Source organism: Paenibacillus sp. 4624 (genome assembly GCF_050435065.1).
In the GTDB taxonomy this organism is placed as follows: domain Bacteria; phylum Bacillota; class Bacilli; order Paenibacillales; family Paenibacillaceae; genus Paenibacillus; species Paenibacillus amylolyticus_D.
On record NZ_JBNDJR010000006.1, the window covers coordinates 273,143 to 299,541 of the forward strand.

At 46.7% G+C, this 26,399-nt stretch carries 24 protein-coding genes; 16 read left to right on the top strand and 8 right to left on the bottom strand.

Annotated features, from left to right (window positions below; genetic code table 11):
- Positions 1–33 precede the first annotated feature (33 nt).
- Positions 34–1,212, bottom strand: a complete 1,179-nt coding sequence (locus ABIE27_RS16020; RefSeq protein WP_429350944.1) for a MalY/PatB family protein — start codon at positions 1,210–1,212, stop codon at positions 34–36.
- A gap of 319 nt (positions 1,213–1,531) precedes the next feature.
- On the opposite strand from ABIE27_RS16020, the gene ABIE27_RS16025 reads away from it, so the two are divergent.
- The gene (locus tag ABIE27_RS16025; protein ID WP_429350945.1) at positions 1,532–2,221 is read left to right on the top strand and encodes a stalk domain-containing protein; all 690 of its coding nucleotides are present in this window, start codon (positions 1,532–1,534) and stop codon (positions 2,219–2,221) included.
- 222 nt (positions 2,222–2,443) lie between these two features.
- Here ABIE27_RS16025 and ABIE27_RS16030 read toward each other — a convergent pair whose 3' ends face one another.
- Positions 2,444–4,474 carry a S9 family peptidase gene (locus ABIE27_RS16030; protein ID WP_429350946.1) on the bottom strand — a complete coding sequence of 677 codons (2,031 nt, stop codon included), beginning with the start codon at positions 4,472–4,474 and terminating at the stop codon, positions 2,444–2,446.
- A 231-nt stretch (positions 4,475–4,705) separates the two neighbouring features.
- On the opposite strand from ABIE27_RS16030, the gene ABIE27_RS16035 reads away from it, so the two are divergent.
- The 5 genes from ABIE27_RS16035 to ABIE27_RS16055 all read left to right on the top strand — a co-directional run bounded on the left by ABIE27_RS16035 (position 4,706) and on the right by ABIE27_RS16055 (position 8,014).
- On the top strand, positions 4,706–5,263 hold the full coding sequence (locus tag ABIE27_RS16035) for an STM3941 family protein (protein ID WP_429350947.1): 558 nt from the start codon (positions 4,706–4,708) through the stop codon (positions 5,261–5,263).
- Positions 5,264–5,479: 216 nt separating this feature from the next.
- On the top strand, positions 5,480–5,875 hold the full coding sequence (locus ABIE27_RS16040) for a GntR family transcriptional regulator (RefSeq protein ID WP_123063094.1): 396 nt from the start codon (positions 5,480–5,482) through the stop codon (positions 5,873–5,875).
- Positions 5,868–6,566, top strand: coding sequence for an ABC transporter ATP-binding protein (locus ABIE27_RS16045; protein ID WP_123063095.1), 699 nt, complete (start codon positions 5,868–5,870; stop codon positions 6,564–6,566). The genes ABIE27_RS16040 and ABIE27_RS16045 overlap by 8 nt, the downstream gene beginning before the upstream one ends.
- Positions 6,563–7,303 carry a hypothetical protein gene (locus tag ABIE27_RS16050; protein WP_123063096.1) on the top strand — a complete coding sequence of 247 codons (741 nt, stop codon included), beginning with the start codon at positions 6,563–6,565 and terminating at the stop codon, positions 7,301–7,303. The genes ABIE27_RS16045 and ABIE27_RS16050 overlap by 4 nt, the downstream gene beginning before the upstream one ends.
- Positions 7,304–7,513: 210 nt before the next feature.
- On the top strand, positions 7,514–8,014 hold the full coding sequence (locus tag ABIE27_RS16055; RefSeq protein ID WP_123063097.1) for a hypothetical protein: 501 nt from the start codon (positions 7,514–7,516) through the stop codon (positions 8,012–8,014).
- Positions 8,015–8,226: 212 nt separating this feature from the next.
- On the opposite strand, the gene ABIE27_RS16060 is transcribed toward ABIE27_RS16055, so the two are convergent.
- A complete protein-coding gene (locus ABIE27_RS16060) occupies positions 8,227–9,069 on the bottom strand; it encodes a WYL domain-containing protein (protein ID WP_429350948.1) in 843 nt (280 codons plus the stop codon).
- A complete protein-coding gene (locus ABIE27_RS16065) occupies positions 9,017–10,372 on the bottom strand; it encodes a helix-turn-helix transcriptional regulator (RefSeq protein ID WP_429350949.1) in 1,356 nt (451 codons plus the stop codon). The genes ABIE27_RS16060 and ABIE27_RS16065 overlap by 53 nt, the downstream gene beginning before the upstream one ends.
- Positions 10,373–10,864: 492 nt before the next feature.
- Here ABIE27_RS16065 and ABIE27_RS16070 point away from each other — a divergent pair, with 492 nt between their 5' ends.
- The 7 genes from ABIE27_RS16070 (at position 10,865) to ABIE27_RS16100 (ending at position 19,597) form a co-directional block, all read left to right on the top strand.
- Positions 10,865–12,358: a TROVE domain-containing protein gene (locus ABIE27_RS16070; protein WP_429350950.1), complete on the top strand. Its 1,494-nt coding sequence runs from the start codon at positions 10,865–10,867 to the stop codon at positions 12,356–12,358.
- 27 nt (positions 12,359–12,385) lie between these two features.
- Complete coding sequence (locus ABIE27_RS16075; protein ID WP_123063101.1) at positions 12,386–13,180, top strand: nucleotidyltransferase domain-containing protein; 795 nt, start codon at positions 12,386–12,388, stop codon at positions 13,178–13,180.
- A 60-nt stretch (positions 13,181–13,240) separates the two neighbouring features.
- Entirely contained in the window at positions 13,241–14,695 is a 1,455-nt protein-coding gene (locus tag ABIE27_RS16080) for a 3' terminal RNA ribose 2'-O-methyltransferase Hen1 (protein WP_123063102.1), read from the top strand.
- 83 nt (positions 14,696–14,778) lie between these two features.
- A complete protein-coding gene (locus ABIE27_RS16085; protein ID WP_429350993.1) occupies positions 14,779–17,388 on the top strand; it encodes a polynucleotide kinase-phosphatase in 2,610 nt (869 codons plus the stop codon).
- A 231-nt stretch (positions 17,389–17,619) separates the two neighbouring features.
- Positions 17,620–18,174 carry a GNAT family N-acetyltransferase gene (locus ABIE27_RS16090; protein ID WP_429350951.1) on the top strand — a complete coding sequence of 185 codons (555 nt, stop codon included), beginning with the start codon at positions 17,620–17,622 and terminating at the stop codon, positions 18,172–18,174.
- Between the two features lie 239 nt (positions 18,175–18,413).
- Positions 18,414–19,163: a pentapeptide repeat-containing protein gene (locus ABIE27_RS16095; protein ID WP_429350952.1), complete on the top strand. Its 750-nt coding sequence runs from the start codon at positions 18,414–18,416 to the stop codon at positions 19,161–19,163.
- Between the two features lie 182 nt (positions 19,164–19,345).
- Positions 19,346–19,597, top strand: a complete 252-nt coding sequence (locus ABIE27_RS16100) for a hypothetical protein (RefSeq protein ID WP_123063104.1) — start codon at positions 19,346–19,348, stop codon at positions 19,595–19,597.
- A gap of 140 nt (positions 19,598–19,737) precedes the next feature.
- Here ABIE27_RS16100 and ABIE27_RS16105 read toward each other — a convergent pair whose 3' ends face one another.
- The 4 genes from ABIE27_RS16105 to ABIE27_RS16120 form a co-directional block, all read right to left on the bottom strand.
- Complete coding sequence (locus ABIE27_RS16105) at positions 19,738–20,580, bottom strand: hypothetical protein (RefSeq protein ID WP_429350953.1); 843 nt, start codon at positions 20,578–20,580, stop codon at positions 19,738–19,740.
- Between the two features lie 52 nt (positions 20,581–20,632).
- Entirely contained in the window at positions 20,633–21,109 is a 477-nt protein-coding gene (locus tag ABIE27_RS16110) for a hypothetical protein (RefSeq protein WP_151458049.1), read from the bottom strand.
- A gap of 52 nt (positions 21,110–21,161) precedes the next feature.
- Entirely contained in the window at positions 21,162–22,232 is a 1,071-nt protein-coding gene (locus ABIE27_RS16115; RefSeq protein WP_123063107.1) for a WXG100 family type VII secretion target, read from the bottom strand.
- 259 nt (positions 22,233–22,491) lie between these two features.
- Positions 22,492–23,412: an AEC family transporter gene (locus tag ABIE27_RS16120; RefSeq protein ID WP_123063108.1), complete on the bottom strand. Its 921-nt coding sequence runs from the start codon at positions 23,410–23,412 to the stop codon at positions 22,492–22,494.
- A 120-nt stretch (positions 23,413–23,532) separates the two neighbouring features.
- Between ABIE27_RS16120 and ABIE27_RS16125 the strand changes: the two genes are divergently transcribed.
- The 3 genes from ABIE27_RS16125 to ABIE27_RS16135 all read left to right on the top strand — a co-directional run bounded on the left by ABIE27_RS16125 (position 23,533) and on the right by ABIE27_RS16135 (position 26,385).
- Entirely contained in the window at positions 23,533–24,048 is a 516-nt protein-coding gene (locus tag ABIE27_RS16125) for a mismatch-specific DNA-glycosylase (RefSeq protein WP_429350954.1), read from the top strand.
- Positions 24,049–24,215: 167 nt separating this feature from the next.
- Positions 24,216–24,785 (top strand): RNA polymerase sigma factor, encoded by a 570-nt coding sequence (locus tag ABIE27_RS16130; RefSeq protein ID WP_123063110.1) that lies wholly within the window; start codon positions 24,216–24,218, stop codon positions 24,783–24,785.
- Complete coding sequence (locus ABIE27_RS16135; protein WP_429350955.1) at positions 24,766–26,385, top strand: hypothetical protein; 1,620 nt, start codon at positions 24,766–24,768, stop codon at positions 26,383–26,385. The genes ABIE27_RS16130 and ABIE27_RS16135 overlap by 20 nt, the downstream gene beginning before the upstream one ends.
- The last annotated feature ends 14 nt before the right edge of the window (positions 26,386–26,399 follow it).

The window sequence follows — 26,399 nt, forward strand, 5'->3', positions numbered from 1 at the left end:
ACATGACGGCTGGGACACCCTCTATTTATTTGTTTACTTGTTGGCCAGTACTAATAATCTGCGCATGGCTTCTTCGACTGTTGCACGTGGACAGGCCACGTTGATGCGCATGAATCCGGCATATTCTTTGCCGAATACAACCCCGCTATTGAATGCTAGTCCTGCCTCATGAAGAAGTTTCTTGCTTAATTGCGCATGAGTCAACCCTAATTCTCGGAAATCAACCCATAACAAATAGGTGGCTTCAGGAAGGTGTACACGGATACCAGGCAGATGCTCTGCAATAAATTGCTGCACGTATTCCATATTGCCCCGAATGTAGGCAAGACATTGATCAAGCCAGTCTTCGCCACCGTTATAAGCCGCCTCGGTTGCTACGGCTCCCAGTGTGCTGATACTGGATAACCCCATGGTACGAACGCCTTTGGCGAACTGTTCCCGTAATTCGGCATTAGGAACGATGATGTTTGATGAACTTAATCCGGGGATATTAAACGTTTTGCTTGGTGCTGTGCAGATGATGCTGCGATATGCGATTGCTTCCGAGATCAGACTCAGCGGTGTATGTGTTCCACGTTCATACACCAGATCAGCATGGATTTCATCCGATACGATGAGCACATTATATTTGAGACACAGTGATGCAAGAGCCTCCAGTTCCTCACGACTCCATACTCGTCCAACCGGATTGTGAGGGCTGCACAGGATCAGCATTTTGACCTTTCCATTCTGGAAGCTTCTCTCCAAATGATTCAGATCCATGGTGTACTTCCCATGTTCTTCGATCAGTGGATTCGTAATGAGTTCCCGCCCTTGATCTCTCACGACATCATAGAAGGGAGGGTATACGGGGGTCTGGATGACTACAGCATCCCCTGGAGAAGTAAATTGTTGTACCGCTATACTGAGCGCAGGTACGATCCCTGGCGTGAATACGATCCAGTCCGCATTAATTTTCCAGTTGTGGCGGCGTTGCATCCAGTCTGTAACGGCTGCATGATAGGCCTCGGTTCGCAGGGTGTAACCAAAGATGCCGTGCTCCACCCGGGTCTGTAGTGCTTCAATAACAGATGGGGGAGCGGCAAAATCCATGTCGGCTACCCACATGGGAAGTGCATCTCTTACTCCAAATAACGGCTCAAGCCCGTCCCATTTCTCGGAAGCGGTAGATAATCGGTCAATCGGTGTATCAAATAAATGTTGATTTATCATAACAAAGAAGTCCTCCTTGGTTCATTGATTCGTTGTTACATCCTATAAACAAGACATCATTATCTAATACATCTTGTATTTTCGCAACTTCTAAACCATTTTTATATGACCCAAGTCCTGATTTGTCGAGATATCGTTTACAACCTGCCATCAAGTACTTATGATATGGCTAACATGAGGTGGGAATTAAAGGTTCTTCTATACAGCTCATTGTTATATGAACTAAATTCATCCGCTACTATATCTTTTATAACGCGATCATTCAATTCAATATGTAATACTCATCTTTAATGATACTGAATTTTGGAGGCGAAGAGACATGAAAAACAAAAAGTGGCTGATTGCAGCAGGCGTATTTGGTATGGTATTAACGGGATCAGCAGGTGTCTACGCAGGTACTCAACTGGAAACGATCAAAGCATATCTGAATCACGGACTTGCCATCGAAGTAAACGGACAGAAATTTACACCGACAGGTGATCAGGGCAAAAAGCTTGCACCCATTACGTATCAAGGCAGTACATATCTTCCAGCTCGTTCTATTGCAGAGGCATTAAATACAGAAGTGAAGTATAACGCGAAAAATAATAAGGTAAGCATCGGTGCTTCAAGCACATCAGGCGGGTCTGCATCCACTGGCGGCAATCAATCCTCATCTCCATCGACAGGTACAAACACACAAGCTCCAGGCGTAAAATCCAAGTACTTGCCAGCAGATTTACCGTTGCCTAAGGATGCAAAAGCGACCAGCCTGATTGAGAGTGTTGTAGATGGCAACAAAAAAGTAGTGCTGATCTATACATCCAAGGAGAGTCTGAGCACCCTCGCTTCATCCTACAAAAACTATTATCAGAATAAAAACCTGACTCAAAACAGTGAGGATATTCAAGCTGACGAATTCAGCATTTTAGGTCGTGAGGAAGGCAAGTACGCTGTAACGATTACAGGTAACGTATCTTCAAGCAATAAGGATTTGAATGAAGTGACGGTCATCTGGGGAGAAGAATAAGCGAGTTCGCATGTTGTCTAATTTTTAAAAATAAAGCAAGCCGTTATGCCTGTAATGTTTCGTGATTACAGGCAAACGGCTTTTTGTGTTCAAGGAACAGGCTATCCATTTACAACAATTAAGGGATAACCTGCGACGATCCGAATTTTCTGGCCCCTGTCTCAGAAATGATCCATGCAAAAGTCTTTCGTTCAATCTTTTTGTTCAACTTCCATGGGAGGTTTACAGATATTCGTTAAACCACCCGACGATATGCTCTAAACGTCGCACCCTCAGATGTGGATTGCCGGAGCGCGATAGTTCATGGTTGGCTCCGGGGAAACGAACGAGCCGGGTTGTTTGCTTGCGTCGTTTCAACGCAACATATAATTGTTCAGCTTGCTCAATGGGACAACGGAGATCCTGTTCGCCATGAAGAATAAGCAGTGGTGTCTGCACATTGCCGACATAAGCGAGCGGAGAATGTTTCCACAGTTTTTCCGTGTCTTCCCATGCATTACCGCCAATCTGATCTTCCGTAAAGAAGTATCCGATGTCACTGACGCCATAGAAAGACAACCAGTTGCAGATGGAACGCTGGGTAACAGCGGCTTTGAAACGGTTCGTGTGTCCCACGATCCAGTTTGTCATGAATCCGCCATAGCTGCCGCCGGTTACGCCCAGTCTGGATGGGTCAATGAAGGTATATTGGGACAAAGCATAGTCCACGGACTCCATAAGGTCTCGGTAATCCCCACCGCCGTAATCTTCGCGACAGGCATTCACGAATTGTTGTCCATATCCCAGCCCTCCACGCGGATTGATATACATCACAGCATAGCCCTGAGCGACAAGGAGCTGGAACTCATGCATAAAAGTATAACCATACATCATATGCGGGCCGCCATGAATTTCAAGAATCGTCGGAACCTTGACACCCTCAACGACGCCATGAGGTTTCATGATCCAGCCTTGGAGCTGCAGCCCATCCGACGAGTCAAACCAGAAGGTTTCCGGCGTACTAAGCCAGATGTCCTGTTCTAGCTGCGGGTTACTGTTCGTGAGACGGATAGGTTCGATTCCGGGGTCTCCCGGTTGTTCGTACAGATACAAGTCACCGGGATGTTGTGTATTCGCAACAGCCGCGACGATCTGGCCCTGTGCCAGCTCCGCAAACTGATAGATCTCGCACTCATCTGGCAAAATGTAATCGGCACGACTTCCATCTAATGCAAATCTAGCTATACGCACGCTGCCATGTACCGTAGCAAGACACAGAATGGAAGAGCCATCCTGTGAATATACCGGACCTGTCGTGACGAGGTGAGAGCGCATATCACCAACAAGGCTGTGGTTCAATTGTACATCCCAATCTGCACTCAGACATTCAGGTGTTCCACCCGATATCGGAAGTGTATACAACTTCGCAAGGGTAGCATTGCCGTAAGAGCGGTCACTGGCGAGAAGGGCCAGGGATTGCGCGTCAGGTGCATAACTAAGCCGATAGAAGGTATATCCTTCCGGGGTCAGTTGCTGTAAATCTGATCCATCAGGTCTGGATGTATACACATGATTGGTCAACGTAAAGTCGCTGTGATCCGCACCCTCTTCGGGCATTTCGGTAATCCAGGCGATACGTTTTCCATCCGGAGACCAGGCATAGTCCCCGATATCATAGTGACCCGTCGTAACAGGAATAGCCTCTGCGCTGATTGGCGCGATAACAAAGAGGTGGGAACGTCTCCTATTCCACAACCCGCCGCTGTCGGATTTCATGCGAATCCGGTCCACGACGATTTCTTGAGGCAGTGGACTTTCCTTATGATCTTTGCTGCAGCCTTCCACGGACATCGAATCTGGTTGTCCATCTATGTTTTCATTCATTTCCACAGAAGACTTTACAAGCAATGTCCCGCCATCTGGCGCCCATAAGAAGGAACTGACGCCATGCTGCAGGTGACTGATCTGCTGAGCTTCTCCGCCATCCGAGGCCATGAGCCATACCTGGGATTTTCCCTGCACTTCGCGTATAAAAGCAAGCTGCGCCCCATCCGGCGACCAAGCTGGGGAGTGATCATTTTCTCCAGAAGTGAAAGGTCTGTCCTTCCGACTATCCAGATGAAGTAGTCTCAGGTGTGAGCGATAACCATCGTGTTTTTCATTCACTTGCCGACTAACATACACCAGATATCCGCCTTGGGGAGACGGGACCGGATCATTAACCCATGTAAGCTGGTACAAATCTTCCGATGTCATGCCACGTTGCTCGTTCATCGCTTGTCCTCCCACTACTATTCAGATTGGATAATTTCCTAAGCTTTCCATTTATATTAACGGAAAGACAAGTACAGGACAACAACTTGCCGAATGGAATGACGTTAAGTTTTTTACAAGGAAGGAATAAACGCAGAGGAAATGTTTAGGACTAGCCCGAATGGTTTAATGTACAATGCAATTCCTGTTTTGAACTGCACATGATTTAGTCACAAGAAGGAGGAAGTTACCTTGAATACATCGTATGAACAGCATGTGGAATATCCGAGCAGGAAACGAATGGCTTGGATTACAGCAGGGGCAGCGCTTTTTGTGAGTGCCGGATTCTTTCTGATGTTTGACCGATCTTCTGGAGCAGGGACTTCCATCATATCCAGTGTTCTTGGTCTGCTATCTGTCCTCTTCTTTGGTACATGCTTCTGCTACAGCCTGGTAAAAATGATCCGAAAGGAACCCTCCTTTGTCATCAATGAGCATGGATTTGTCGATTCTTCCTCTTATGCCTCGGGCGGGGCAGTAGCCTGGAAGGATATTGAACATATTTTTATGTACGAGCTGATGGGGCAAAAAATGATCGGGGTTAAACTGCAGGATGAGAAAGCATTTATGGACCGTCATAACGGGATGAAGCGCAAGCTGATGACGGCGAATAGCAATATGGTGGATGCGACGATCAGCATTGCGCAAAGCAGTATCACTTTGCCGATCGACCAGCTGTATTTTATGATGATGAATCATTGGCAGCATGGTAAAGGCGGCAGGATTTACGTTTTGAACGGGAGGAAATAGTGAAGGAACGAAGAATTATAGCGGTGAGAAATCGAAGAAAGCTGCTGTCTAATCCAGAGGTGATTTTTTCTGAATACATATATAGCTCAGAACGGCAGGTCTTTGAGACCTGTTTTTTTATTGTGTTCAAATGAAAACTGAAAATAGGCTTTACAATACCAATTCACTAGTGTACTATGTAACTAACACACCGATACGGAAAGGAGCGAGAACATCGTGCCTATCGAATTTGATAACAATTTACCGATCTATCTGCAGATCATGCAATATATCAAACGACAGATTGTAACCGGCGCCCTCAAGGCAGGGGATAAAATTCCCTCGGTTCGTGAACTGGCTGCCGAATTGCAGATTAATCCGAATACAGTGCAGCGTACGTTCCAGGAGCTGGAGCGTGAAGAAGTCGTTGAAACGAAGCGGGGCTTGGGCAGATATGTAACAAGTGAGGAGAGGAAGATCATGATGATCAAGAAAGAAATGGCCGGCGAGCTGCTGGATCGTTTCCTGACCGGGATGCAAGAACTTGGAATCGAAGAGCAGGATATTGTATCCATCGTGACGGATGCTTTGGCTGAAAATAGTCAAGGGAAAGGGGAACACACACATGAGTAACATTCTCGAGCTTAATCAGGTCAACAAGACATATGGCCGAAAACAGGCGTTACACAATGTCTCGCTGAATATTGCTCCTGGACGAATTGTAGGGCTTCTAGGCAGCAACGGAAGTGGAAAGAGCACACTGATGAAACTGGTCGCAGGTTTGCTGCATCCCGCTAGCGGTAGCATTCAGGTTACAGGTAAGCCGATAGGACTGGAGACGAAGTCACTCGTATCATTCATGCCAGATCGTCCGTTAACCGAGAACTGGATGAAGGTTCGTGATGCGCTCGCATACTACCGTGATTTTTATGCCGATTTTGATGAGGAGAAGGCACGGGAGATGCTGGAGTTTATGAGTCTCGCAGAGGATGAGCGTGTTAGTCATTTGTCCAAAGGCATGAATGAACGACTGCAGTTAACACTGGTATTGTCTCGCAAGGCGCGGCTGTATTTGCTGGATGAGCCGATCGGCGGGGTTGACCCGGTAGCCAGAGGCAAAATTCTCGATGCGATCGTCAAATTTTACGACGAAGACAGCAGCCTGATCATTTCCACACATCTGGTGAAGGATATTGAACGCATTTTTGATGAAGTGGTCTTTATTCGTGAAGGCAAGGTGGTTATGCATGAGGAAGTCGAGACCATCAGGCTGAAGCATGGAAAGAGTGTAGATGAGATGTTCAAGGAGGTCTATGCAGAATGATGACATTGTTGAAGTATGATTTTAGAAGAAGCTGGAATACTCTGCTGGCAGGGCTAGTCATCCTGATTATTGTGCAACTGGGACTGATGATATTTGTGTCTTCCGGTGTCACTGCAAATGTGCTAGGCATCATGGCATACATCGGAGCGGGAGTAGCCGTCTATGTGAAGACGATAAAAACATACACGGCCAACATCCGCTCCTACAATCGTCGTCTGATCCCGGTTACGGGTCTGTCTCATGTGTTATCACCCATCATTTTTGGTACAATCTGCGGACTGGGCTTGCTGCTTATAAGCCTCTTCCACGCATACCTTTACATTACGATGAAGCTGGGGCTTGATCTGTCTGCATATATTGGTGTCAAAATAAGTGCGGCTGAGATATGGAGTACTTTGTTTTTTGCAGGCTGGATCGTTCTGTTTATGACGATCATTATCTTTTTCTCTATTAGCGTAGCGGGAACTTTCCGCTGGAAAACAGGCCCATGGATCGGAATTGTAACGTTCATTGTTCTGATTAACCTGCTTAGCTGGTTGGAAAATGTTATTTTTTCAGGAAAGTTCAGTCCGAATGACCTGTTTCAGTTCACCGAAGAAAGCACGGGCATCTCATTTTCAGCCAACGGTGTTATATGGGCCGATGGACGGTGGGGGACCACGGTGTTTGAAATGGCACTTGCTGCGCTTCTCGTATGGGGAATGGTCTATTTAAACAACAAAAAAGTGGAAGCTTAGTCACTTTTTTTAGCAAAACAAGAAGGACGAATGTAACGGGCGGCGGAGCTGCTCGTTTTTACTTTTTTGGCAGAGAAGGAAGGATATATGCACCCTATTCCAGTTTGAATACGTAAATTTAGATATAATGACTGCTGACAGAGAAATAAGAAGTTGGATTCACATGGTGAGCATCATCAGACATTACAACATCGGGAAGGGGAAAGCGATATGCAATTGTACTTTAGAGATAACTTTTTCAACGCCGGATATACCGAAATTTTGAATGCCGATCAGGAGCAAGCAGGACACCTGGATTTGAAAAGTGTATTTGGATCATCACTCGATGTATCGGATGAAAAAGGTCTGGTCTGCAGAGGCAAATTCCGCATGTTGACCAATCGCTGGGACGTGACGGCAGCGGATGGCACATATCTGGGGGTGCTAAGAGCGAGATTCAGCTTTTTCAGCAAAAAATATGAATACGATGCGGGCTCACGTGGCATCTATGATGTGTCTGCACCAGCATTTTCACAGGAATATGATGTAACCGACAGAGCAGGCCGTGTCGTGGTAAGCTTCCGCCGTACCAGTGGTTGGTTCAGTTCAGGGGCGTTTGTGCTGGATAACCAATCCGAATATTTGGACACCTATGAATTGGTTGCTGTGGTCATGGGCGTGCACGCCATTAACAAAAGACGGAGAGCTGCAAACAGTAGCAGTGCTACGTAGATCGGAAATGTATGGGTGTTTAGCTCTCCAAATTACATTAATCTACAAGGACGAAAATGAGGCGAATGATCCGTTACAGGCCGAAGGAGTAACGGTCAGATCCGACGTATGCCGGCATCATTTCGTCCTTGTTGCTGTGTATCGTGCACCCTATCAGAGAAGTTGAGATCAAGTAGTCTGCTAAGCGATAGCTCTTAAAGCGATGGTTTATGCTAATCACCTTGCGCAGCTGTTTCATGATCCAGCTGTTTGGACTCGGAATGCGCATAACGTGCCAGCACCTTGGCAGCAGTCTCGGACATGCGCTCCTGCAGAGCCGAATGATCGATGATGCGAACACGTTTACCGAGAAAACGCATCTTGGACAACACGTAATCGACCTCGTTTCGGGGAACCGTCAGCAGAATCCGGTATACATGGTTCGCTTCGTTGTATTTAACCTCTCTCTCGAAGCAGGAGAAGGCATAGAGAATACGGGACAACTCCGCATTGAACTCAGGCAAGACCTCGATCGTGATCGTCGTTTTACGTTTCTCCGTGATCAGTGCAATGCTTGCCTTGTATCGCGATGCGGCCTCCGGTTTAATGGATCTGCTCTCCAGCTTGGTGATGCTATGCAGCTTGGTGGACATTAATCTGGCAAAGTGCGGGGCATACCAGAGCACATACCATTCCTTTTTGACCATGGAATATTCCAGCTTATACGGGAACCCGAACTGCTCCTGGCTTGTGCGTCCGCTACGGATACGACCTGTCATGTGAAACCCCTCACCGTTCAGGATCATCTGCCGTAACGGCCTCAGCAGGGGATGAGAGACACTACTCTCTTCACTTTTTGCTTTTTCCGTGAGGTAATCTTGCAGATTCAAGTGCTTTTCCCCGTCCAGCATATGGTTTAATTTGGTCAACGTTGCCGGGTTTAGCGCTTCTTGCGCAGCCGGATGTTCCATCATCATACGGAGCCAAGCCCGTTCCTGTGAAGTCCAGGTGAACAGTCCGGTTTCATTCAGTCTCGTCATGATCTGGTAGTTGAACATCTTCTCGAACAGGTTCATAATACGCCGCAATCTCCTTCCATTCTTCGATCATTTCCTCACGCAGCTTACTTGGAGCCAGAATCTCACAGCTTGAGCCAAAACTGCGCAGCCAAGGTTTGATCTCTGTTGTACCGTTGACCTGAATTTCATACAAAAAGCTATGATCCGTTTCGGGTGTAATGGTTCCCCACTGTCCTTGCAGCCGGACGCGATCCAGAATGAAATTGCGCTGACCATCTCCCGGGTGGAAAAAGCGTGCTTGCACCGTTACGGTGCGGCCTGTATCGACAAGCCAGCTGTACCGGCTGATGTCAGCCCATTCTTTTTTCAATGAAAGCATATGCTCTTCTTCAATAGGCTGAAGCTCCTCCAGCTGGGTGATGCCCTCCATCCGAAACTTCACGAATCTCCGCCTACTCTGATAACCGATGACATACCAGCGCCCATACTGGTGATCATAAACGACTTCAATCGGGATGATCCGATTGGAGCTTCCGCCAGCTTCGCGTTCGAATTTTGGGTTCGTATTTTGCGAGCTATAGCTGGATGGTTTCTTCGGTGAAAAATACTGAAATTGCACACGTCTTCGCTGACGAATCGCACCAAGCAGGGTGTACAGATGGGCTTCGTCCAGAATGCGTGAATAATAATGATACTTATAAATATATGGCTCCGTCGCTTCTTCTTGCGGATAACTTGCTTTAATTACTTTTTTCATACTATCCCGCAATAGATATCCTTGCACCGATGGAACCTGTGTGTTCGCCATCATATCAACGAAGTCGTATAACTCCAGTTGTTCTTCCGGGGTGAGCTGTGTCAGCACGTCCTGCTGTAACGAATAACGATAAGGACGTCCGCCCGGCTCTTTGCGAATGACACCGACTTCCTCCAAATACTTCAGATCCGAACGGATCGTTTTCTCATCCGGCAGGGCCAGTTCTTCCGGCAAATCGGTACAGCAGGCATCCAGTAATTCCATCGCGGTCAGCGCGGAGTCTTGAAGGGTATGTAAAATGACGGACAAGCGCTCCACTTCGGTTTCTTTCATGGATTTGGCGCGAAAAAGAAATAGCAGCAACGGCTCGGCAGACTCGCCGTATTGAAAACGAACAAGTTCGTTGATCTCCGAGCCCATCTCACTGTCTGTGTGCTGGTCGCTCAAGCTCTGACGAATATCTCGCAGCTTGCGCTGTGTTTTATCAAAGGTATGTACAGAAATGCCAAGCCGTTTGGCATACTGCTGACGGTTATATGCGCCACTGGTTAGTGACAGCATCCGCAGAAACTGAATCTCTTTATCGAAGCTTTCTTTAGCCATAGGTCTCACTCCTGATTGGACTGTGATCTTTGTATTGTACCAAGATAAACGTCTGCTTTCATTGCAAAGTTGCTAGACCTCGCTCAAATCCATGTCATTTCAATTCAATTTACTGCAACTCACTCTAATTCACGCCAAGTCGCCATACTTTCACCATGTTCGTAGTTGAAGGTTTCCATGCATAATAAGGATGTGAAGCGGGGCGTTGAAGAAGCCCGGCTGATCTGATTTCCGAGGCGCCTGGGAGGGTTACTTCGACTGTTAATCGACCAGGTCGTTGGTTCGAATCCAATCGCCGCCGGTTATGGCGGTGTAGCTCAGCGGTAGAGCAGGTAAAACCTTCCCCCTTTTTCCTCGGAAACCTTCTATAGAAACGAAGAAAAATTGACCAACAACGTTAGATTCAGAGCTATTACCCAAAGCGTTTATGAAGATAAACTAATGTTCCACATAGATGAAGCACAGCATTTTACTCGTAGGGAGGTTTGTGCGATGAGTAGAGCCAAATCATTATTTAATACACCTCAATCTGTAGTACATAATCATGATGGATATGCAGCTTATGAGCGATTGGTCGAGGAACAATATATACAGATGTTGACGACGAATACGCTGAACAATACGTTTTATGCGGATGAACAACAGCTGCTGCAAGAAGCGGGGAGCAGCCATCAGGAGATGGCGGAACTGGATGCAAACTTCATGGCGAAGGCTTTGGTATATGCTCGGAATGAAGGCTTCATGCGGCTACAGCCTTTGTATGGGCTCGCCGTTTTGTCCAAGATTAATCCGGAACAGTTCGCACAGGTTTTCTCTCATGTGGTGAAGACGCCAGCTGATCTGGCCGATTTTCTGACGATCCTCAGAGGAAGCGGGCGGGGAGAGGGAGGGCGTGCAGTGAAGCGTCAAGTCAATCAGTTCCTGAACGAAATCAGCGAATACTGGGCGATCAAATACAATGGACGTGGGCGTGGGTACAGTCTGGGGGATATGATCGTCACCGCACATCCCAAGCCGAAGGATGGGAAGCAACAAGCTTTATTCCGTTATTTGCGGGGGCATGAGACCAGTCTTGCGGAGCTTCCTCAACTACAGGCACTGGAGAAACTGAAAACGACACGTAACCCTGCCAGTCAGCTTCATCAGATTGAAAAAGGTAAACTGCCTTATTCGGTCGTGACCTCGATCCTTCAACCAACGCGTCAGATTTGGGAAGCTTTGATGCTCCAGATGCCGATGTTTGCGCTCCTGCGTCATTTAAATACGATGGATCGTGCCGGGGTTTTTACCAAAAAGAAAAATATTGCTTACGTCACACGTCGTCTGACGGATGCCGAGGCACTGCGTCAATCGCGGATATTGCCTTTTCGCTTCGTCAAAGCATATGAGATGGTTGAGCAGCCAGAACTCCGGGAAGCGCTGCAGCAGGCGATAGAGCTGTCCGTGCACAATTTGCCACCGCTACCAGGGAGAACAGCTATTTTTCTCGATCGCTCAGGTTCTATGCAGGGAGACTACTTACGTATCGGTTCCGTCCTCGCACTGGCGCTATTCAAACAAACTCAGGGCAACGCCTTATTCTGGTTGTTCGATCAACAAGTCGAAGATGCCCGCCCGAAGCTGGATGAGGGTATTCTGGCGCAGGCATATCGAATTCGTGCACAAGGCGGAACCGATACGGGAAGGCCTGTACGAGAGCTGCAAGAATCTAAAGAGATGGTGGATCGCATCATTATGATTACGGATGAGCAGCAGAATGAAGGAAGTCCATTTTATGCCGAGTTAGAACGGTATCGACGCGCCATGAATCCGGGGCTGCAGGCATTCATTGTAGATATTACCCCTTACCGGCAGGCAATGGTTCCGCCGCGGGATGGCCAGACCTTTTACATCTATGGCTGGAGTGAGGCGGTATTGACATATATTGCAGAGACCGTAACAGGGTACGAGACGATTGCCGAGCGTGTACGAACGATTCAACTTTAATCGAAGCAGAGAAGGAGGAGTAAAGGGATGACCAATGTAGATCAGACGATGAGAGACATCATCGCGAGGCAACTCGCGCAGATCGAGCAGGAGGAGCAAGTTCGCATTATCTATGCCTGTGAGTCAGGCAGCCGGGCGTGGGGATTTCCTTCGCAAGACAGTGACTACGATGTGCGGTTTATTTATGTCAGACCTTTGGAGTGGTATCTGTCGATTGAAGATCAACGTGATGTGATCGAACGTCCGATCAGCGACCAGTTGGATATTAACGGATGGGATATACGCAAAGCATTGAAGCTGTTTCGCAAGTCCAACCCGCCGCTGCTGGAGTGGTTACAGTCCCCGATTCAATATGATGAGCAGTATAGCGTCGCCGAGCGGATTCGGAGTCTGTCACCGCTGACGTTTTCAGCGAAATCATGTATGTACCATTACCTGAACATGGCTAAGGGAAACTTCCGTGATTACTTGCAAGGCGAGCAGGTGAAGATCAAAAAATACTTTTATGTGCTGCGCCCGCTGCTGGCTTGTAGCTGGATTGAACGTTATGAAACCATGCCGCCGATGGCTTTTGACAAACTCGTTGAAACCTTGGTTCGAGAGGACAAATCTCTGTATACTGAAATTCATGATCTGCTGCGCCGGAAAAAGGCAGGAGACGAACTGGACATGGAGCCGCAGCTTCCGGCCATACAAGCATATATTACGGCTCAAATTGCACATGTAGAGCAACTGGCTGCCGAAATTCAAGGACAAGCGACTGTGGAGGTTGAGGTCTTAAACCGGATATTTCAATCAGCTGTACAAGAAGTTTGGCAATAAATGAATGGATGGGATTAAAGTTCACAAATGGGTTGAAGATCAACGAGAGGCGGAGAAGATATGCATCTGATTCTAAAAGCAAGTGGAGTGAATGCGGGGGTTGTATCCCATCTGCTCGCCAAAAATCCGAATAATGTGTATGACCGGACAGATAAGGGTGTACGTGTACGGATGGTATACACCAAGGCGAGTGAGCAGGAGACGGAGGTGCTGATTCATGCCGAGCCTGATCCGGTCGATCTGGTTAGAGGCACACCGGATGGATATGATATCACACAATACATCAATGACCGGGAGTTTGTGACCAGCAGTTTATTCTGCTCTTACATACGGAGTGCGCTGGGCACAGCTCTGAATGGCAAGCCGAAGGAAGACTATGTGCAGTGGGTGGATCATGCCTTTGAACTGGAGCTGAAGTTTGGCCCGGTGGCCTCTGATCTGCCTGACCGTGTGGTGGAGGAACTGTTCTCCTGTATGGGATATGACATTACTGTGGAACGGGGAGAGTCGGCGTATTCGTTTGACCTGAAAAATAGAAGCACAGTTCGTCACATCACCCTGCGTGGTGAGCAAACGATACAACAGGCCTTGCGTCAGCTATTTCTGCTGATTCCCGTGCTGGATAACTATAAGCATTATTTCATCAGTGAGGATGAGATTGATAAAATCAACCGATATGGCGAGGGTTGGTTAGATACCCATCCGCATAAGGGGCTTATCGTTAGGCGAACGCTTCATTTTGCCGAACTGATTCGGACATATGAACGTCAGCATGGAGCGTTGGATGATCGGCCACCACGGGTAGAACAGCAAGCTGAGGAAGCAGATAGTGATCCGAATGAAAACATAGGTCAGGCCACAAGTGCAGAAAGAGCTGACGACTCATCCGAAACACCTGTACGATTAAATGATTTACGTTACCGAGCGATCACAGATATTGTGGCTTCGTTGCCTGAAAAAAGCCGTATTGTGGATATGGGTGCAGGTGAAGGCAAACTGTCTGCACGTCTCGCTTATATCTCGGGAGTGGAATCGATCCTTGCCGTTGAGCCTTCGGGGCAAGCACGTCTACGGGCGATGGAACGTTTCGCCAAAATGCAGGATCGGGCAGGGGTTCAGGCTATGCCGGAGCCGATGCTCGGTTCTCTGTTTTATTTTGACGAGCAGTTACAGCATCAGGATGTCATCATCTTGTGTGAAGTGATTGAGCATATCGAGGAATATCGTCTGAGTAGCATTATGGATACGATTCTGAAGGAGTATCGGCCACAAGTGCTGCTGGTTACTACACCGAATAAGGAATATAACGAAGTGTATGCGATGGAGCAAGAGCAGTTCCGTCACCATGATCACCGTTTTGAGTGGACACGGGAGGAGTTCATTGTCCAGTGTGCAAGCTGGGCAAAGAAAGGCAATTACGATTACGAGATCAGAGGAATTGGTGAGGACAAGGAAGGCTTTGGACAACCGACACAACTGGCGATGTTCACACGGGGAAAGGAGGAGCATGTATGAGAAAAGAAAGGCAAACAGGTGCGGGTGATCACCATCGTTCGCATCGTGGAACAGATGGTGTGCAGCGACAAGTTGAAAGTCATATGCAGGATAGACAGCGAGAGATTCAACTGCCGCATGCAGGCATCGTTGTGCTGATTGGCACGTCGAACAGTGGAAAGAGCACACTGCTGGCAGAGCTGGTGGAAAAGGATGTCATTCGCGCTACCGAGGTAGTCTCGTCCGATCAGTTCCGCATGTTGGTCGGGGACGACGAGTATGTGGAATGGAGGCAGCGGCCTCGCAGTGAAGCGGATGTGCTGTATGCAGATTATCAGCAAGTATCTGCCAAAGCATTTGAAGCAATGGAAGCCATGCTTGCCACACGTTGTCGCCTGAACAAGCTGACCTGGGTGGATGCGACTCATCTGTATCCCGAGGATCGCGGACGGTTAATTGAGCTGGCACGCAAATCCCATGTCCCCGTTATCGCGGTAGTACTGGATGTACCGGAGCATGTATTACTTGAACGTGATGATCAGCGTAAGCATCCGCGTGGTCGTCAACGCGTAAAACAACAGGCACAGCAATTCAAGCGTACGCTGCGTGCGATCCGTGATGAAGGATTCGATGCCAGTTACGTGCTGAAGCACCCTTACCCGGTAACCTTTGTACGCACAACGAATCCGTTGATGTTAGACATGGGGACGGGGATTGATATCATTGGCGATATCCACGGTTGCTATGATGAGATGATGGAAGTCATTCAACGTCTGGGATACGTCGCTGAACAAGAAGATGGCTTGATGCGCCATCCCGAAGGGCGGAAACTCGTTTCTGTCGGAGATGTAAGCAGCCGCGGGCCGGAATCGTTAAAATGTTTGTTTTTCTGGCAGCAACACTGTGCCGCGGGTCTTGCTTATATGGTTGACAGTAACCATGGCTGGAAAATTGCACGTTATCTGGACGGCCGTGATGTCACCTTAAGTCATGGGGATGAACGGGTGGAAGCCGAATTGCTCCAGCTCGAACAGGAGCAAGGCAGTGAAGAGGCAAAAAGGGTACGGGAGTCGTTGAAGCATTTTCTGCTGAATGCACCTGCTCATTTGGTGTTTACGCGGAATGGGGTAAGACAAGTGGTTGTCGCCCATGCCGGGATACGGGATCATTTTATCGGCAAGCAGTCGAAACGCATTCAGGATTACTGTCGCTATGGAGATGTGGAAGGAACGGATGATAAGGGGCGGCCCGTACGTAAAGACTGGTACGTGGATCATACGTCCGGTGAATGCATTGTATGGGGACATGATCCAAGGCCATACCCTACGATTGTGAATGATACGGTGAATATTGATCAAGGTGTTGTGTTTGGCGGTATGCTTACGGCGTGGAGAATGCCGGAACGGGAGAGCATTAGCGTACCGGCGAAGCATGACTATGCTCAAGAGCCAGACAGCCCGTTGAAACGCTGGAATCAGCAGCGGTTTGCACCGCCCAATATCCGCAAGTTCAAGGACGGTTTTACCGTTCAGACGGGTTCGCGGCTGAATGTCGCTGTGCAGGGAGAAGTGGCGCAGACGGCACTGGATACCTTTTCTCATTTTACGGTGACACTGGAGGAAATTGTCTATATCCCGCCAACGATGAGCCCGCCGCCCGGGGAATGTTCGGTAGAAGATTTTATGGAGCATCCGAGAGATGCGTTCCGCTATTACCGTTCTCAGGGCGTGACCCGTATGGTAGCCGAGAAAAAACATATGGGTAGCCGAGCAATTCTTCTCCTGTTCCGCGACGAACAGGCAGCATCGCTGCGAGTAGGCAGACCGATGCTGGGCAGCATCGTGACCCGTACAGGTCGATCCTTTTTTGATCCCGAGACAGAACAGAAGGTACTCACCAGATTACATGCAGACTTGACCGCAAGTGGTTATTTCGAGCGGTATTCCACCGAATTTGTTTTGCTGGATGCAGAGATCGTACCTTGGAACCTGAAAGCGCGGGAGCTTATTGCATCTCAATATGCGCATGTCGCTGAGGCAGCGCTGATGGATCGCAGCGTAGTGATGGACAAAATTCGCCAGGCTATGAGCGCGGGCCGCCACGTTGCGGACTGGTTACAGGAAACAGAAGTTAAACTGGCGAATGCACAGACATTCCGGAATGTGTTCCAGTATTATTGCTGGGATGTACAGGATATTGCAGACATTCGTATTGCACCATTCCATACGCTGGCTCACAGTACGGGAACCTTCTGGGAGCATACACATGAGTGGCATATGCAACAAAACCGTGAGCTGGCTCAGTTGTCGTCGCTGATAATGGAGACGGAATATCGGATCATAACGGATGAGACGGATGAGGAAGAGGTCATTCGCTGGTGGGAGGAAATGACGGCCGAGGGACATGAGGGAATCGTCATCAAACCCGAGACATTCCGTAGCTGGAATGGTAACAAAATGATGCAGCCTGCGCTCAAAGTTAGAGGACGTGCCTATTTGCATATCATCTACGGCATGGATTATTTGGCTCCCGAGCACGTGTCCCGTCTTCGCAAACGTAAAACATCCAAAAAAGAGCGACATGCGCTCCTTGAAAGTGCTTTGGGTATGGAAGGAATCGAACGTTTCGTGCGAGGAGAATCCATAGAGCGGATTCATGAATGTGTGCTCGCCACGTTATCGCTGGAATCGGAACGCGTAGATCCACGTTTATAGGGCACGGTTCATGGACGAACTTGAAAAGGATTGTAATTGGATGATTTCCCATCCTGTTACATTCCTTTTTTTGCGTTGTTCCGTTTTAACGGTACATACCGTTTGTTCTTCGCTTTCTTTCTTTGTTTGGTGAATCCTGGTGTCGGTGTTTTTGTATAAATAGCAACTTTGCATGCACCGATAGTAATGGTGAGTTTTCCAAAAAAAGAACTCAGAAAGGAAGCGAAGACCATGTTTAAACGTGTGGAAAATGAATTGGAGTTTGCCATGTTCAATGGAATATGGACAACGGTATGGAATGAGAAAGGATTTGAGTTTGAGTTCTCAGAGGTGTTTCTAGAAAGATATGTTGTAGTTACGGAGGAAGGGCATTATGTTGGTTCGATTGAGATCAAACCTTACACAGAAGAGAGTTCCATGAACGAAATCGGCCCCTTTCAGGAGCACCCATTGATTCAGGCAGAGATGGGGCATATTGCAGAGATCGATAAACTGGCTATTTTATCCACCTTTCGTGGGCAGTATGTTACGGAATTATTGTCTGCAATTGTACATTACGCGGAAATGAATCAGATTAGTTATTATGCCATGTTACTGGAGCCGGTGCTGATGAGAGCCTTGCGCATCTCTTACCATGTGCCGATCCAGAAAGTAGGGGGAAGAGTGTTTTATAAAGGTGAGGATGTGATTCCGTCTATTGTGAATGCTCGGGAAGTATATATGAATAAGGAACGGTTTACATGGCTCGTTGATCCAAGACATAATGTGATAAAAAAATACAAATAGGTTCATTTAACAACATTATTTCGACATAAAAATTTATTGCGTTTAGTGTATGATTTCATTGAAGTCGCTATTTCAGCGACTTTTTTTCGTTCCTAGACAACAGTGCTTATCTCAATATATAAATAGCTTTATGATATAATAACGAGTTAAGAGCAGGAAAAAAAAATTGGGGTCCAAACGATGTTTTTCTTAAAGAAGTTGTCGGGTTAAACTTTGGAAGGAATGATAGGATGATCGGGATGAGAAGACTTGAGTCTGGTATGTCAGTAGACAACGAATGTTTTTCTGATATTTTGAGGTATGAACACGAAACGATAAGCGGAGCGACGGCCATTAACTCGAATGTTGGTTCACCTATATTCTGGAACTGTAACCTGCATCATCTTGTATTTGATACCTGTGATCTTACGAATGCGAGATTTTTTGAAGGTAGCACAGTGGATCATTGTACATTTATTCGATCCGACTTGCGCTCTGTTGGCATTGGCAAGGATGAAGCCGTGTTCACCAATTGTGAATTTACCTCCTGCGATATGAGAGGCATGACTTTGGAAAATGCTACGTTTATCGACTGCACCTTTGCTAAGTGTAGATTCAATGACCGGATTTTACAAGCTGCGAATATCGTCAATTGTTCCTTTACCGGCAAGTTGGTGGATATTACATTTGAGGGAAATGGTAAACAGAAGCTAATCGTTAATCTAGAAAACGGCATCCTTGACGGTGTTCGTTTTGTAGGCTGTGACCTGACGCAATGTATTCCGCCAAAGTCCAAAAACCATCTGTATATGGAACAGGTATCGGCACGTGTGAAAAATGCTTTGGTGAAGATAGACAATGACCCTAATCTATCTGACGATGATCGGAAAGTGCTGGTACGCAGTCTGCGCAAGCTTGAGGATATGGAACAATATATTTTTAACACGGCACATATGAAGAAAATATATGGTGATGTTTTTGTTGAGCGATTTTTCAGTAGTCTGGAATGAAACGAGTTGCATGGTACGATGAAAATGGAGGCCTAAGGGCCTCTTTTTTTGTAGGAAAGATAGGATGATTGAATCAGTCTAATAAACCAAAGCCCTATATCTAATCTTTCTATTCTAAGTAATAATTATAAGAGAAGTTTAATAGCATTGGAATCTCACTACGTAACGAGGGGGTAACCTGTATGGCGTCATTGATTTTACTGGTGAAACAGACGGAGGACGATGAAAAGGTTATTTATCGATTCGGACCGAATGAGCGGAAGATGGGACTCATTGAAATGAACAAAATCAAGGAAAGTGTGAAGGAACTAGAGCCTGTACAAGTGGATGGAGTCAGTCCCAGCTTTTTTTTCAATCGGGCAGCTCAATGGCTGGTACGATGTTTGTTTAGAGAAGGCGGCAACTTTCCGGACCGAACCACGGTTGAAACATAGTCTATTTTAAGCATTCTAAGAAGAATTCTGATTATACCATGGGTATACTATCAGGCAACAACTGAATAGGGTCATTATAGAATAAGTCCAAGTGCAACGACTCATTGCTGCGCTTGGACTTATTTGTGTTAGATATACGTTTAGAGATGAGAGACAGGGGATGCAAAGCGATCGATCCAAGTCCGCAATTGATGACGAAAGGATGGTTTGGAATGTTGAGTAATCTCGATGAGGGCATCATGTTCGCTGTTAGACTTACCATTGGCAATGCTCCAGAAGCCTTGCTCGGTATGAAGCATGAGCAGGGCTTGTTCTGGCAAAGGTAAGTCTGTTTGGTTGCTGGTATAACGAATAATACTTAGGTTATCTAGTTGCCGACGAGACTTTTCAAAGGACTCATGCCAACGTGATAGTAACTCGCGCGATTCATAGGAAAGTTCCCAATCACTCATGAAGTTTACTAATGAAGTGTATTTATCCTCGTTGGTAAGCATATTCCATTGTGCTTCGGTTACTGTAAATTGAGTAGGTTGCTCAACGAACGGCTCCTGTTGTCCGGAGTAAAAACGGAACAGCTCTTCCTCCCATTCCTTCGGTTCTGTCCAGGTAAACAGGTGCACACGTTGATCGACAGCCAAATGATATAAGTATGTATCGTTGTTACCTGTACCTTGGTGAATGGTTAGTACCTTTTCTTGCCCAAGGCTGTCGGAATAGGCACGAATCATGCTACGGCTTTGGGCAAAATGCATCAGCATCTTCATGAACTCTGGTTCGAACTCAATCTCCGTCTCTTCCATACGTACGATGAGCCCTTTGGATAACAGACTGTGAGAAGCAGCTCTCAGAACAAGCTCCCAGCTCTCTTCAGTTAACTCACCATACATCGGTTTTAGAAGCCCGGCGGCAATGTCTTCTGCACCCAGAGTAGCAAGCGCAAACCCGAATTCCTCAATGGACAGGGTAACTAGAGGTTTAGTCATGAGTGTAATCTCCTTCTTTCGTATAGATGATTAGGTAATGGGGGCTTCATACTTATTCCACCTTACGGTGTTTATTCTGAGACCAAGCTGTGCGTAGTTTTTTTGCACCCTCTAGATATTGTTCATTCGTTAGTAGGTGATAAGTAGACATGTCGACATGGGACCGATCTAAAAGATTGAAACGGTATAGCCTCGGCACAGGTTGGCCAAAGTTATTGATGGTATCTCCAACAGCCTCAATTCGCTTGATATCAGACCAGAGAAGGGATCTACCGTTTTTAGAAGTCACGCGATATTGATCAAATGAGATAAGAGTTGTACTCGAAAAAAGATGAAAGGTCAATCTATAAAAAGCAGGGAAGAAAAACCATATTGAAGTAGCAAAAATAAAAACGTAGAAGATTGGGCTAAACCAACCAAATCGAAAGTTTTTTAAATCTAAAATCATGATACTTCCTAAAATCATTATAATTAGAGTGCCGATAGCCCTAAACAGAACGACTGAACGACTGAATTTAATCGACTCCATGAATATTCAATCAACTCACTTTCTACAGATGATGGATATCCTGTCCTTAACGTTATTTGAAACGACTGGTAAGCCACCGTATTCCTTTTTCCGCTGCACCTGCTATATGATTACCTGCCCACGCTCCTATGCTACCACCTATATAAGAACCTATAGCTGCACCAGGGGGACCGAAAAGAGCACCACCGAAGGTTCCGCCAACGATTGCTCCGGCTCCGGCAGAGACAGACTTAATCACAACATTGGATGTGGAGACGGCAAGATCTGTTTTAGTTAGAGTACCATCTTTAAATTTGGAAACCGTTTTGACACCTTCATCCCACACATTCAGCCCGACGTTAATTGGAAACAGCTTTTTGCTGATCATTTTAGGGATTTTGGAAATTTTCATCCCGTATTGGCCTTTATTTACGCCAGCGATAACATTCCGGGTCCATTGACCAAAGCTGTTGGCTTTACTGAATCCGAGCCCGATATCACCAATTTTTAATTTGCCTGCAAGTGTATCAAATCCCTTTAGCCCTTTCATAACCAAGCCAGGATTGCGGAATTGTTTGTCCAGTTTACGTGCCATGTTACTTAGGAAAGTATTTCCCTTTCCTTTTACCCACGGTGCATTATGAATCTTGGCACGGGAAGAGTTGCGAGGATCTACTTTAAAATGAACCGATTTGGAAAGTACCATAGAAGTAGCCAAAGCCGAATACATAACGGTACCAAACAGTCCCACATTACCATGAATCCCGTTAATCTTATCCCAAGACTTGCTTCCTTGGTCATAAAAATCTGATAACGTTGTTTTCACATTTTTGCCAGAGTTGGATTGACCTCCATTTGTATTAACGCCTTGTCCTTGCGACTGATCTGCTTGGGTGAAACGAGTGGCAATCGTATTCAATTCCGTGCCAATGGAAAATACCGAAGTGGAGAAGTTCGTCATTTGCCGGTGTGCCACTTGAAAGTTCTGAAAGAAACGCTCCTGCGTAATGCCAGACCATTGACTCTGTAATGAACTAATATGCCTGCTCAGATTGCTAATCATGTTTCGGCTTTGTTCCGAAGCCTGGGCAAACTGGTTGGAAATCTCCTGAAGTTTCTCAGGGGGTACAACAATTCTCGTCACAACATTCACCTCGTGGAAATGATAATGAAGATATGTAGATACGATAAATTTAATAAAACTTCCAGAATTTATTACCCAATAATTTTAAGGGTCGAAACGGGATTTCGCAACGGATAATAACCTTTTGACGCGCGAAACAGTTCTAAGGTTGGATCAGAAATGAGATTGCCTTAAGACTTTATGCCTGTAACTGGGACGAATGAAGCTAAATGAGAAAAGCCCACAATCCCTAATTAGGATGTGAGCTTACGTTAACTATTCAAAACGTTTTGGCATACGAAATCAGTGCCGTAATCGTAATAATGTTAAGCAGGGTGGAGATCAGCACCGTCTGCGCAGCAAAATCGGGTTCGTTGTCATATTCCTCGGCAAGAATGGAAGAGTTGACCCCGGTAGGCATGCCCGATGCGATAATGAGTGCCTGAGCCGCTATGCCATCCAGTCCGAGCAGCAGCACGATGCTGATGCCGATTGCCGGACCAATCAGCAGGCGTAAAAATGTGCTAATATACACATCAAGACGATATAATCGAATCGGGTATTTCACGATTTGTGCCCCGAGTGTCAGCAGTGCAACGGCAACCATACTTTGCTGTGCATAGGTGAGTGGCATGGACAGAAATGTAGGTAAAGGCAACTTCCATGCCTGAAACAGAACGCCTAGTAACAGTGCATAAGGTACAGGCATTTTCAGAAAACCAATGATGACTGCACGGTAGTTTCCTTTGAGTTTCGCACCTTGGATGGATAGAACACCGTAGGTGAAGGTGAGCAAAGACTGCAAGGACATGACCAGTGCCTGAATGGATGAGGCAAGCGGGTCACCCCGGAATACCAGTGCGTTAATCGGCAGACCGTAGTTGCCGGCGTTATCCAGCATGATGCTATTGTTGAAGGCAGCCTTCATGCCTTTGTTCATGCGGAATGAGCGGGCGACCACAGACCCTATAATATAGAGAATGAGTACATAGATCGCGTAAAAAAGCGTAACCGTGCCAAGCAGCTCACCAGACATATTCGAGTGATACATGCTCATAAAGACGGCTGCGGGGGTAATACAATAGAAATTGATTTTGGCGAGAGTGTACAAGTCCAGCTTGAACACCTTTTGCATCCAGGACCCGACAGCAATCAGGAGAAAGACGGGCAGGACGACTTCTAACATGATGTCTGCAATCATTGGTTCAACTTCCTTTTTCATGAAAATTTCAGTTCTTTACGGAAAACACTTCGATCATTATATCATTTTATACACACCTGCAAGGAGATTTGGTCAAAAAAGTTCAGGAGGTGCTGCCCTATGATCCCGGATCATCTGGATACTGGTTTATCGATTTTGTTTATTGGCTTTAATCCCAGCATTACCTCGGGAGAGACTGGTCATCATTATGCGTACAAAGGCAATCGCTTCTGGCGTATTCTGGAGCGTTCCGGACTGACTCCGCGTTTATATGATGCAACAGAGGATGGTGAGCTATTGAAGCTGGGATATGGTTTTACCAATATCGTAGCCCGCCCAACGAAAGGCATTGAGGATATTACGAAGGAAGAGTATGCGGAAGGGCGCGAAATCTTACGCAAAAAGCTGGAGAGGTATCGACCGGATATCGCTTGTTTTGTTGGCAAAGGCGTATATACCCAGTACAGCCAACACTCCAAAGTAGAATGGGGATTCCAGGATGACCCGGTCGTGAAAGAAATTCAGGAGTTCGTTGCGCCTTCGTCCAGTGGACTTGTACGCATGTCGATGGATGAAATTGTGGCAATCTATGCCCGGCTTGCTGATTTCGTGGCAGAGAAGAACGGTGGAGAATAGGAAAAATCGACGTAGTTCCGTTATCGTTCGTAGATTTGAGTTCACCCCGTTCGGCGTTGGCCGGGAAGTGGATTCTTTTTTTTGACAATAAAGTGAGAGATTTAGGCAACAGCTTCCGTCTATATAGTACAGAACCATGCATGGACGCTGTAGAGAAGGGGGATTACATGACACATCTGATACCAGAGGAGGAACTGATTCAGCGCATTATAGATGGGGATAAACAGCTGTTCAGCGTGCTCGTGGATCGATATAAAAATAAAGTCTACGGCATCCTGCGCGGAATGGGCGCAAGTCACCCGGATGCACAGGATCTCGCACAGGACACATTTATTCGGATCTATCGATATATGCCAACCCGGAGAGAGGGCAGCAGTTTCTCGGCTTGGGTGTATACCATTGCGGTGAACATCATGAGGGATCATATGCGGAAAAGGAAACCGATGATGACCGCCGATCAGGAGACCGAATCTGTCAGTGAAGATACACCTGAGAAACGATTGATGCACAAGGAAATGAAGCGGGAAATCCATCGTCAGCTTGAACAGCTGCCGGAAACGTACCGGCTTGTACTGCTCTTGAAATACACCAATGAGCTGACCTATGAAGAGATCGCCACGATTACAGATATGAGTGACGCACAAGTGCGTAATGCGCTTTATCGAGGGAAGAAAATGCTGAGAAGGCAGATGGAACGCAAAGGAGGTTTATCGACCTATGAAGCCCATTTCAAGTGAGCAGGAGAAGAAGCAGGATCGCAAGTGGGAGGAGGAGTTGTTTCGCCAGGGACCGGATGCAGATTTTACGTTACAAGTGATGCAGGAGCTGGATCATGTGTCTATGGAGGGCCCTCATGTGCAGGCGCCGTGGGGAACAAAGAAGTCGCATAAGAGCAAATGGATTTATCGAACGGGGATCGCCGCAGCAGCTGCGGTACTGATTGCAGGAGGGGCTTGGGCTGCTTGGGAACGGACAAAGGAAAAGCCAGTTCAGCCTCCTGTAAGCGCCGTAAATATTCCCGCTTTGCCCAATATTCCTGTCCCGGAGGTTCTGAGATATGCCAATTTGGCAGACGACTACAAACGGCTTCAACCGCTTGGGCTTGTCGTGAACCCGAACATTGATATCGATGATCAGGGGTACAAACTCAAGATTGAAGATGTGCTTGTAGACGGTTCCCAACTTATACTTATGTTACAGCAAACGGCACCTGATGGCACTGGAATGTATCTTTTGAATTCCAAAGCGGAGGATATCCACATTACAGATGAAAAGGGTAATAATGTTGCTGAGCTTGCGCGTGATACAAGGCAAGGCACTGGTTCTCTGAATAAGCTGGTGTTTCAGTTACATCGAGACATTCCTGATGAAATCACTGTTCGTGGAGAACTCGGACATTTAAATGTAGGGAATGGCTATGATGTGAATACCAAAACCTATACGGACAAAAAGGTCTCTGTAGACTGGAGCTTCCAGTTTAAACTGGATATGACCCAAGCCAAAGTGATGTCCAAAGAAACCCCGATGGATGCGTCCTATACAACACCGGAAGGGCTGGAACTGGCTATGACGCAATTGGTGCAGACGCCAAACGGAACCCGGCTTGATCTGGAAGTGAATCTGAACGACGAGCTTCGTGCGAAAGCAGGAGAAGATTGGGCAAAGGATATGGACATTTTATATCATATTGAAGTTATGGACACGGGAGAGTACCGTATTTTCAACGGGGGCAGACCCAATGCACGTCAGGCCAAATTCCGTTATCGAGATTTGAGTCAAGTGAGTGCGGGGGGGCCACTTAAGATATCGGAGACATGGGACCCGTCTTTGGTAAAACTGCATGCAGAAAATATCCGCTTTGTCCTGGACGGTTACACGATACCTGTGAAAGAAGGACAGAAGATGGAAGTTGATCTGGATAAGGCTAGTGAGGAATCTAAGTTCTATGCGTTTGCCTCATTTAAACACTTTGGGGATCAACTTGAATTGTATCGGTTTAATTATGAGCGTGGGCAGTCATCGAATGGCCAAACTGGGGGTCAAGCTTCTCTTGTTCTGGAGGGCCTTGCATTGTTCAAAAATGAGTTTTATGGTGATCAGTGGGTCGCAACAGACTCTACAGGAAAAGAGTATCCGGTTGAAGTCATGGGGATTAGAAAACCAGCCAATCTGAATGAAGAGTACGTTGTCGAAGATGTGAAGCTCATTGTTCATGGGTTCAACAAGGATACGGGTACGAAATTGACGTTAAAACGAACGGTTGTACATCGTGATTTCCGGGATGTAGACTGGAAAGTAAACCTTTCAAGTGATTCAAGTCTGCCTTGGGATCAATAACGAGCACTATGCAA